Below are 8,440 nucleotides of genomic sequence, written 5' to 3'. Positions count from 1 at the left end.
ACCGCATCGTTAAATGTCGGCATTGCTGCCGATCCGAGTACGAAGGTGGGGCCAGTCATCGATGCTGCCGCCCAGCAACGGATTCGCGATACGATCGCCCAAGGCAAATCAATCGCTAAAATCGCCCTAGAACTGCCTGCTCCAGAATTAGGTTATTTCGTCGGGCCAGTCATCTTCACCGATGTCGAACCGCAATCTAGCCTCGCTCAGGAAGAGATTTTCGGCCCCGTATTATCGGTAATGAAAGCTGCTGACTTCGATCGAGCCTTAGAGATCGCCAATGGCACCAACTTCGCCCTCACTGGCGGACTCTACTCGCGCACCCCTTCCCATATCGATCGAGCCAAAGTAGAATTTGAAGTAGGAAATCTCTACATCAATCGTACTATCACAGGCGCGATCGTGGCACGGCAACCCTTTGGCGGCTATAAACTATCGGGAGTCGGCTCCAAAGCGGGAGGCCCCGATTACCTCCTCCAATTCCTCGATCCCCGCACGGTAACTGAAAATATCCAACGCCAAGGCTTCGCCCCGATCGACGGTGTAGACTGAGATTGAATCTCCACGGTTTTAGTTGGCTGGTAGCGGAGATTCACCCACCCCGCCCGTTGGGCACCCCTCCGAGGAGGGGATTTACCGATCGAAGGTTATCGGATGAGATCGAGTCCATGTAGACAAATTTTCAGGCCTCCATAACAACCGCTGTAGCGGTTGTTAAAAAAATCCCCTCCTCGGAGGGGTGCCCGAAGGGCGGGGTGGGTAGATCTTCGCTACTCACTAATACTCCCATCCTCGAAAGGCGGGGTGGGTAGATCCCCGACACCCACCCATCAACCCTACTTAGCGGTATTATCGTCCCAAACATTCCGCCAAAACTGAGTATTTTGCGTGGTTTTTTTCGGTTGAGCGATCGAGAAGTCAATCTTACTATTGATATCGCGAATACTCCAGCCAGTCAGATTGGCTAAAGTACTTGCTTCTTGCTCCAATCGGGGACGCAGCGTCTGCTGATATTTTTTCCCAGCTTCGCAACTGAGATTACCTTTAAACGGGTGATTCATCACGTAACGACCCTGAAAATTCTCCTGATTACCAGTTTCTTGAAACATCAAATCTTCAGGAAACTTATCGCGGGTATAGCGAACGTGTAAGCGAGTGATAAACGTGGCTCCTGCGGCTCGGCGGCGCTGCGGCATATTGCCATTACTTTCCCAAAATACACCAGCTTCTTTTAACTCTGTCGCTGTTGGTGGATCGCTCGAACAAGGATCGCAATTCGAGACATTCCAGGCATATTCTAAGAAAGCAACTTTTTTCTGCTCGCGCTCGTAGACTTTTTGAAATGTTGCTTGATAAAAATTTCCAAACTCTGACTTAATATATTCAGGAATTGCTTTATCGGTTGGTACTTTCACTGTCCGGTAATTTGTTAGTTCTACTTGCCCTTTCGGTGAAAGTATATAGACAACTAAATCCTGTTCGCCGCGAGAGTTAATCATCCCCAAGCGGATCGGCAGCATAAACTTCGGTGATTCATAGGCAATCTGAAGCGGACGCAATACTTGAAAGCCAGATTTGTCAAATTCTTTCATATCGATTTTGGCGACGAAGAATTTTAGTTTTTGCTTGATATATGGACTCAACAATTCACTCGCACCTTTGGGAATATTATAGCCATTTTGACGCAGCCAAGTTTCTAAACCGTTAGACTCTTTCGCACTGAGAATCACAATTTCATATTCATTTACTTTAAAAGTATCTTCAACTGTGACGCCTAAATCTCTACCTTGTGGCTTGCTAGTTCTTCGAGGTGAAGGAGGTAGTGCCGTACTACTTTCCGGCACGTCTGACTCACGTTGACGCTCTACATCGCAAGGATTGGGATCGAAATATTCGACCAATCGCGGTTGACTAAAAGCATCTAATTTCTCAACGGTGGTACGTTTTCCGACGTGAACTTGTTCTCTTTTAATGGCGACTGGGACGGGGACAACCATTGCAAAGTCTTTAACAGCTCCTTGAAAATCATTTGCCATCGTCAGGATCGTTCGATCGCCATTACGGGCGATGATTACTTGAGAAGCTTTATTAAATAACTGAGCATTTGCACCGCCGACATAAAAGCCACAAAATGCGATCGCTTTAGTCGCAAAACTGAGGACGAGAATACAGGCAAGACAGAAGCTAATAATGATTCGGGATATACTCATGGTGGATAGTGGATAGTGGATAGTGGATGACACGTTGACAGATTATTCTTGTAGCAATTATTAAGTTATTGAATAGGCTTGATTTGATTCAGTTGCCAAGTAAATTGAGGTGCTACCCAGTATTTATCGAATAATATTGTGAGTGGTGATAGGGTAAATAAAGCAATAAATATTGCCTCGTTTATATAGAAATAATTGCGGAGGATAAAAGCTAATAATGCGATCGCGATCGCCCAGACGATTCGAGCCGATCGAGCATTGGGAATCGATCGCGGATCGGTAATCATAAACAGCGTAAATAGGAGCAGCGATCCACTCATTAACTTATGCAGCGAGACATCCCACGTCCACCCCAGCCAAATATTTCTGGCAACTTCTAACAATGTATAAGATCCCAAAAAAGCCACGCTCGTATCCCATCTACCGACCCGTTGCAGGACGATCCCACCCAAGCCAATAAATAATAGTAAATACCACCAATCGGCACCCCATTGTCCGGGTGAAACCCAAGCATTTGGCGTGAAAATGAGCGCGATAATTATGCCGAAGTTAGCTGGATTAAACCAATGCTTGTCTGCTGTCGTAAAGATAAACTTACTCGCGATCGCCAAACTCCCAGCTAAAATCATCGTACTGACTCGATCGGCACGTAATAATAACGACAAACCTAAGCCAGTAATCAGGGCACTTTTGAGTGCCAATACCGAATTTTCGGTAGGCTTAAATAGACTTGTAAGTACTAGCTGCGTTACACCACAACTGACGAGGACACTCACAATTAATTCCGGTCTAACCGACCAATCTCTAGTCATCAGCCCCAATCCTAGAAAGGTAGCTAAAAAACAGATCTGATAATCTCGCGGATCGGCAAACATAAATTTGACATAGACGATATTGCACCCCAAGATACAATCTCACGCGACCTTTGTTCCATAAGTTTGTTAAATAACTTTAAATATTAATCTTTAGTGGATAGTGAATAGTTAATAGTGAATAGTGGATTCACCACCTTTGACTCTGGCGATCGCACCCCGAACGAATACCGATCCGGTAAAATAGCAGTTGCACTACTTGTTCCATCAACATTCCCAAGCTACTCAGTTATGGACGGCACCAGCAACCAAAATACCAACATGACTCCCGAACCCCATTTAGTTCATGCCCCAAAATTGAAAAGAATACGGCAGTTGAGCAAATTACTCGATGGAGCGATTGTGATACCGGGTACCAAGCAGCGGATTGGCTTAGATCCGATTTTGGGTTTGATTCCTGGTGGCGGCGATACCGTTAGTGCGGCATTGTCTGGCTATATTATTGTCGAAGCCGCCCGCATGGGTTTGCCTCGCAAAGCATTGATGCAGATGGTGGGAAATCTGCTCATCGATACAGTAGCTGGCTCAGTGCCAGTCGTGGGCGATATTTTTGATGTATTTTCCAAAGCCAACACCCGCAACATGCAAATTGTCGAAAATCACGTCCAATTACCCGCAACCACCCCAGCCAAAACCGACAAATTATTCATCGGTTTACTCATCATCGGCTTGCTCGGCTTTGCCATCACCGTCGGCTTTATCACCGTAGCAATCTGGAATTTTGTCGCCAACTCTCTATAATTACCTCTTACCTCTTACCTCTTACCTCTTATCCCTATCCCCTATCCCCTATACCCTATCCCCAATCCCCGAACCAACGGTTAAGGTAAAATTGAAAAGAAGATTTCCCCAACAGCAGTGTAATCGATCGATATGGTAGAAGAATCCTCAGAAAAGCAAGCGCCACCAGCCGCCGGGAAAAAAGCGAAACCCGCTCCAGGTGCCACCGATGCTGCTGCACCCACTGGGGCAGAAAAAACTGCTGCTCCCAAAAAAGAAAAGCCCCCCGCCGTCGAAGCAAAACCCTTTGCGGACTTTATCGATCGAGATTATTTACCCGCCCTCACTCAAGCTTTGGCAGCTCAGGGCATCACCGATCTACAAGTCACTCTGGAGCGATCGAAAATCGCCATCAAGGGCTTAGAAAATGAGCCGGAGTGCAGTCAAGTCATCGGGCGCTGGAACGGCGGCAAGCGTCAATTTAACGTCTACTTTTTCGACGATAATATTCAAGGACAACGCGCGCTCTCCTGTATCGATCTCGGCACGATCGCTAGTACGCTCGAACCCTTCCTCATCGACGAACGTAAAATCACCCTCGATTTGCTCGTTTCTGGTGTCGTGCTAAGACTTAATAGCCAAAAGTGGTTGCTCCGAAACTAATTTCGATCGCTACTTGATGTCTGGTAGGTCTAAATAAACATGAAGTTTTGCTAGGCTATTTAGCTGATGCTGTTAACATTTGTTAGAGAGGGGTTGTTTTTTAAGTAACTAAACTGCGCCGATCTCAATTTACAGATTTTAGCTGCATCGCCGCAGATCGGGAGATATCACAATTTGGATCGGCTCTTATTTTATGATGGAAACTAGCACCCAGTCACTACGATCGCGCCAACACGCACTGATCGAGCAACTCGCCAATGCGATCGAAACTATTTGGGCGCAATACTTAGATCTATCCCCCTACGATCTCCCCTCCGAATTGGGATATGTCGAAGGGCGATTGGAAGGAGAAAAGCTAGTCATCGAAAATAAGTGCTACCAAACCCCACAATTTCGCAAACTTCATCTCGAACTCGCGCAAGTCGGGCCGAATTTAGATATCCTGCACTGTGTGATGTTCCCCCATCCTGAATATGCCCTACCGATGTTTGGCTCGGATATCGTCGCTGGGCGCGGGCAAATCAGCGCCGCAATTGCCGACTTATCGCCGCTAAATGCGCGCCGGGTATTACCCGACAACTATCGCATCCCCCTCCACCAACTCCCCACCCATACCTTCAGCCAACCCCGCGAGTTACCCGCCTGGGCAGATATTTTTTCAGAATTTTGCTTCTTCGTGCGCCCATCTACGCCCGAAGAAGAGCAGTGGTTTTTCGAGCGAGTCACCGCGATGCTGACGATCCACTGTCAACAAGCCGCCCAAGCCATTCCTGTCAGTAAGACAGAACGCGCCGAAATCGTCACCGCCCAAAATTACTATTCCACCAACCAACAACAAAACGCCAAAACCCGCCGCGTATTAGAAAAAGCCTTCGGTACAGAATGGGCGGAAAATTATATGACAACCGTTTTATTCGATAGTTAAATTAATTGATAATTGATAATTGATATTAGTCAGGTAATAAAGTAATAAGTAGTAGGGTGGGCAGTGCCCACCACAAGGGCTACAGGCAATTTCCAGTGGTTAAAATAAGTATGCAGATATACTTAATTAATCATTAAGACTTCGACTGTAGCCCGGTAAGAGCAATTAATAATTACTGATTAAAATGCTCAAATTATATGAATATGCCTCGTCAGGTAATTGTTATAAAATTCGATTGTTGCTGAATCAATTGGGCATAGCTTATCAACGCATCCCGGTGGATATTCTCAAAGGTGAGAGTCGCACTGCTGAATTTTTGATGATGAATCCAGTCGGCAAAATACCAGTATTAGAAATTCAACCAGGACAGTATTTAAGCGAGTCAAATGCGATTATTTACTATCTTGCCGACGGTACGGACTTTTTGCCAGTCGATCGGTGGGAACGCTCCCAGGTAATGCAATGGTTATGCTTCGAGCAATATAGTCACGAGCCAAATATTGCCACCGTCCGCTTTTGGATGTCGATCGCGAACATCACCGAGCAAAAACGCGACGAGATCGCTCAAAAACAAGAACTTGGATACGCAGCGTTGCGAGTGATGGAAAAACATTTAGAGCAGCATAAATACTTCGTAAACGATCGGTATTCGATCGCCGATATCGCCCTATATGCCTATACTCATGTCGCCGCCGAAGGTAACTTCAATCTAAGTCAATTTCCCGCAATTCTATCCTGGCTCGATCGCATTAATTCACAACCAAACTATCTCACAATCTCCGCCTAACACTGATTACCCATTACCTCTTACCTCTTACCTCTTATCCCCATCTCCCATCTCCCATCTCCCCACTCCCATCTAATGCCGATAGATGCCACTTCGCTTGAGACGATTGACAATCCGGGTGACTAGCGTAGATTCGATCGCGGATTTGGCGACAAAATCATCCGCACCAGCAGCAAAAACGAGATCGCTAGCAATTGTCGCAGTGTGAGACGTCAAGAATAAAATCGGCAGAGTTTCCCACGCCGGATCGGTGCGTACTGCGCGACAGAGTTCGATCCCGTCATAGGTGGGCATGTCCAAATCGAGAATCAGTAAATCGGGAGCAGAAGCCTCCAATACCTCCCAAAAGCGACTGGGTTCGGATAGCGTCGTGACGATTGTCCCCCGTCGTGCTAGGAGTGCGCTGACACCTTCGAGCAAGAGCGGATCGTCATCGACGATCGTCACTCTGACTTGAGTCGTCCGTGCTTGGTGCAATCGATCGACAGCCCCAAAAATCTGCGCTGCCAGCAGCGGTTTGGTGAGAAATAACCTCGCACCCCTGCGCGCAACTTCGATGCGATGGTGGAGCTGCTGAGTGTCTTCAGGGGCAACCTCGATACTCTGCTCGGCACTGACTATGGCGGTTTCTGCAAGTGGATTGAGACGAGCGTGCTGTGAGATCGCCGCTGAGGGAGTGCGATGGCGGATTGCCGACATTTCCCGCTGTGAGGGTGCGATCGAGTGAGGGTGCGATCGACTCAAAACTATGACGGGAATCTGTGGATAGTCTCGCTCCAGTTCGGATAAAGCACTCAACCCGTCAGCGATCGGGGAAAAACAATCCAAATCGAGAATAATTGCCTGCGGCGATCGATCCAACTGGCTGGGAATTAGATCCGTTGCGACGATCGTCTCGAAATTACTCGGTGTCGATTGCAAGGCTGAGATTAGATCCCGATCGGTGGCGATCGCCAGCAGCCAGGGCGCGGGCGTGGGAGCTAGCGAGAGCGGTGGCGGCTCAGTTGCGGGTACTTTACTGGCGATCTCTTGTCGCAATTGGATGACACCACTTTGTACCAGCGCAATTTGGGCTGGAGTTAATTCGGGATTTTCCTTAAGCAATAATTCGATTTCTTTGGCAACTTGGGAACCGAGCATCAACCCAAATGTGCCCAAAGCTCCAGCCAGAGTGTGGGCGCAATTCCAAGCCTCCCGCAAGATTTCCGCATCTAGAACACCATCGGCGCTGGCGATAACCACTCGCTCGATTGCCGCAACGCGATCGAGCATTCGAGCGTGATGTCGGTTCCAAATCTCCGTCAGAAATTGCAGCGAATCGTTTACTACTGGCGGTGGTTGACTGACAACTGCTGGAGCTACAACATCATGCCGATCGTCGCTACCTCGAACATCTTCCGTACTCAATTGGTGTTGCTGCGGTGCTGGTATTGGCGTGTCCAGATCGCCCCATTTGAGGCGATAGCCAGTCCCATAGACAGTCTCAATGAAATCCGCAGGCGCACCCGCCGCCTTGAGCTTGTGTCTGAGTCCCTTAATATGCGTGCGTACCGCCTCTTCGCTCGGCGTATCTTCAAACGTCCACAAATGCTCCAAAATCGCGCCGCAACTAAACAGCCGCCGCCGATACCGCAAAAATAATTCTAGTAGCGCGTATTCTTTGGGCGTGAGATTGAGCAGGCGATCTTGGTAAATCACCTCATAGTTGCGCGGATCGAGCGTGAGCTGATTCCACGTCAATACGGGTTGCATTCGATCGTTCCCCCGCCGCAACAGCGCCCGAATCCGTGCGGATAACTCCTCACAATCGAAGGGTTTGACGACATAATCATCTGCACCAGCATCCAAGCCGATCGCCCGATCTTGTCTGCTATCCTTACTCGTTAGCAGTAAAATCGGCATCACATAGCCGCGCGATCGGATCTGGCGACACAGACTCACCCCGTCAAGCTTTGGCAACACTGCATCTAACAACAACAGATCGTAATCGAATGCTTCGACAAATTCCCACCCCGCTTGCCCATCTTCAGCCACTTCCACCGCATAATTGAGATCGCCTAGCGTGATTTTCAACGCCTCAGCCACTACTGGATCGTCTTCAACTACCAAAATCTTCATTTTTGCTTTGTTTTAGTAATAGCTGAATCTCTACAGTTTCCAACCCAAAGTAGTAGCAATTTGTTGTGCCAATTCTAACGGACTAAATGGCTTGGCAATCGTCGATCGAATGCCTAGTTCGGTATAGTTTTGGCGATCGGCACTT

General features: G+C 47.9%; 8 protein-coding genes. 5 read left to right on the top strand and 3 right to left on the bottom strand.

Annotated elements, in window-relative coordinates; translation table 11 throughout:
* On the top strand, positions 1-552 hold a 552-nt coding region (locus RMO52_RS24135; RefSeq protein ID WP_310419459.1), incomplete at its 5' end, for an aldehyde dehydrogenase family protein.
* Positions 553-836: 284 nt separating this feature from the next.
* On the opposite strand, the gene RMO52_RS24130 is transcribed toward RMO52_RS24135, so the two are convergent.
* A complete protein-coding gene (locus RMO52_RS24130) occupies positions 837-2,210 on the bottom strand; it encodes a DUF2330 domain-containing protein (RefSeq protein ID WP_310419456.1) in 1,374 nt (457 codons plus the stop codon).
* Between the two features lie 65 nt (positions 2,211-2,275).
* The gene (locus RMO52_RS24125) at positions 2,276-3,085 is read right to left on the bottom strand and encodes an RnfABCDGE type electron transport complex subunit D (RefSeq protein WP_310419453.1); all 810 of its coding nucleotides are present in this window, start codon (positions 3,083-3,085) and stop codon (positions 2,276-2,278) included.
* 228 nt (positions 3,086-3,313) lie between these two features.
* Between RMO52_RS24125 and RMO52_RS24120 the strand changes: the two genes are divergently transcribed.
* The 4 genes from RMO52_RS24120 to RMO52_RS24105 all read left to right on the top strand — a co-directional run bounded on the left by RMO52_RS24120 (position 3,314) and on the right by RMO52_RS24105 (position 6,177).
* On the top strand, positions 3,314-3,823 hold the full coding sequence (locus RMO52_RS24120) for a DUF4112 domain-containing protein (protein WP_309739529.1): 510 nt from the start codon (positions 3,314-3,316) through the stop codon (positions 3,821-3,823).
* Between the two features lie 132 nt (positions 3,824-3,955).
* Positions 3,956-4,465 (top strand): DUF2996 domain-containing protein, encoded by a 510-nt coding sequence (locus RMO52_RS24115; protein WP_310419450.1) that lies wholly within the window; start codon positions 3,956-3,958, stop codon positions 4,463-4,465.
* Between the two features lie 193 nt (positions 4,466-4,658).
* On the top strand, positions 4,659-5,390 hold the full coding sequence (locus tag RMO52_RS24110; RefSeq protein ID WP_396135099.1) for a phycocyanobilin:ferredoxin oxidoreductase: 732 nt from the start codon (positions 4,659-4,661) through the stop codon (positions 5,388-5,390).
* A 178-nt stretch (positions 5,391-5,568) separates the two neighbouring features.
* Positions 5,569-6,177: a glutathione S-transferase family protein gene (locus RMO52_RS24105; RefSeq protein ID WP_396135100.1), complete on the top strand. Its 609-nt coding sequence runs from the start codon at positions 5,569-5,571 to the stop codon at positions 6,175-6,177.
* A gap of 72 nt (positions 6,178-6,249) precedes the next feature.
* On the opposite strand, the gene RMO52_RS24100 is transcribed toward RMO52_RS24105, so the two are convergent.
* A complete protein-coding gene (locus RMO52_RS24100) occupies positions 6,250-8,295 on the bottom strand; it encodes a response regulator (protein ID WP_310419445.1) in 2,046 nt (681 codons plus the stop codon).
* Positions 8,296-8,440: the final 145 nt, after the last annotated feature.

The sequence above is a fragment of the Chamaesiphon sp. OTE_8_metabat_110 genome, assembly GCF_031382685.1.
In the GTDB taxonomy this organism is placed as follows: domain Bacteria; phylum Cyanobacteriota; class Cyanobacteriia; order Cyanobacteriales; family Chamaesiphonaceae; genus Chamaesiphon.
The sequence above is the reverse complement of the archived record's forward strand: the minus strand, read 5'-3'. Positions and strand labels throughout refer to the sequence as shown.

Excerpts from the sequence above, each read along its gene's own strand:
- RMO52_RS24125 (WP_310419453.1), bottom strand. The coding sequence starts at position 3,085 with ATGTTTGCCGATCCGCGAGATTATCAGATCTGTTTTTTAGCTACCTTT.
- RMO52_RS24120 (WP_309739529.1), top strand. The coding sequence starts at position 3,314 with ATGGACGGCACCAGCAACCAAAATACCAACATGACTCCCGAACCCCAT.
- RMO52_RS24115 (WP_310419450.1), top strand. The coding sequence starts at position 3,956 with ATGGTAGAAGAATCCTCAGAAAAGCAAGCGCCACCAGCCGCCGGGAAA.
- RMO52_RS24110 (WP_396135099.1), top strand. The coding sequence starts at position 4,659 with ATGATGGAAACTAGCACCCAGTCACTACGATCGCGCCAACACGCACTG.
- RMO52_RS24100 (WP_310419445.1), bottom strand. The coding sequence starts at position 8,295 with ATGAAGATTTTGGTAGTTGAAGACGATCCAGTAGTGGCTGAGGCGTTG.
- RMO52_RS24130 (WP_310419456.1), bottom strand. The coding sequence starts at position 2,210 with ATGAGTATATCCCGAATCATTATTAGCTTCTGTCTTGCCTGTATTCTC.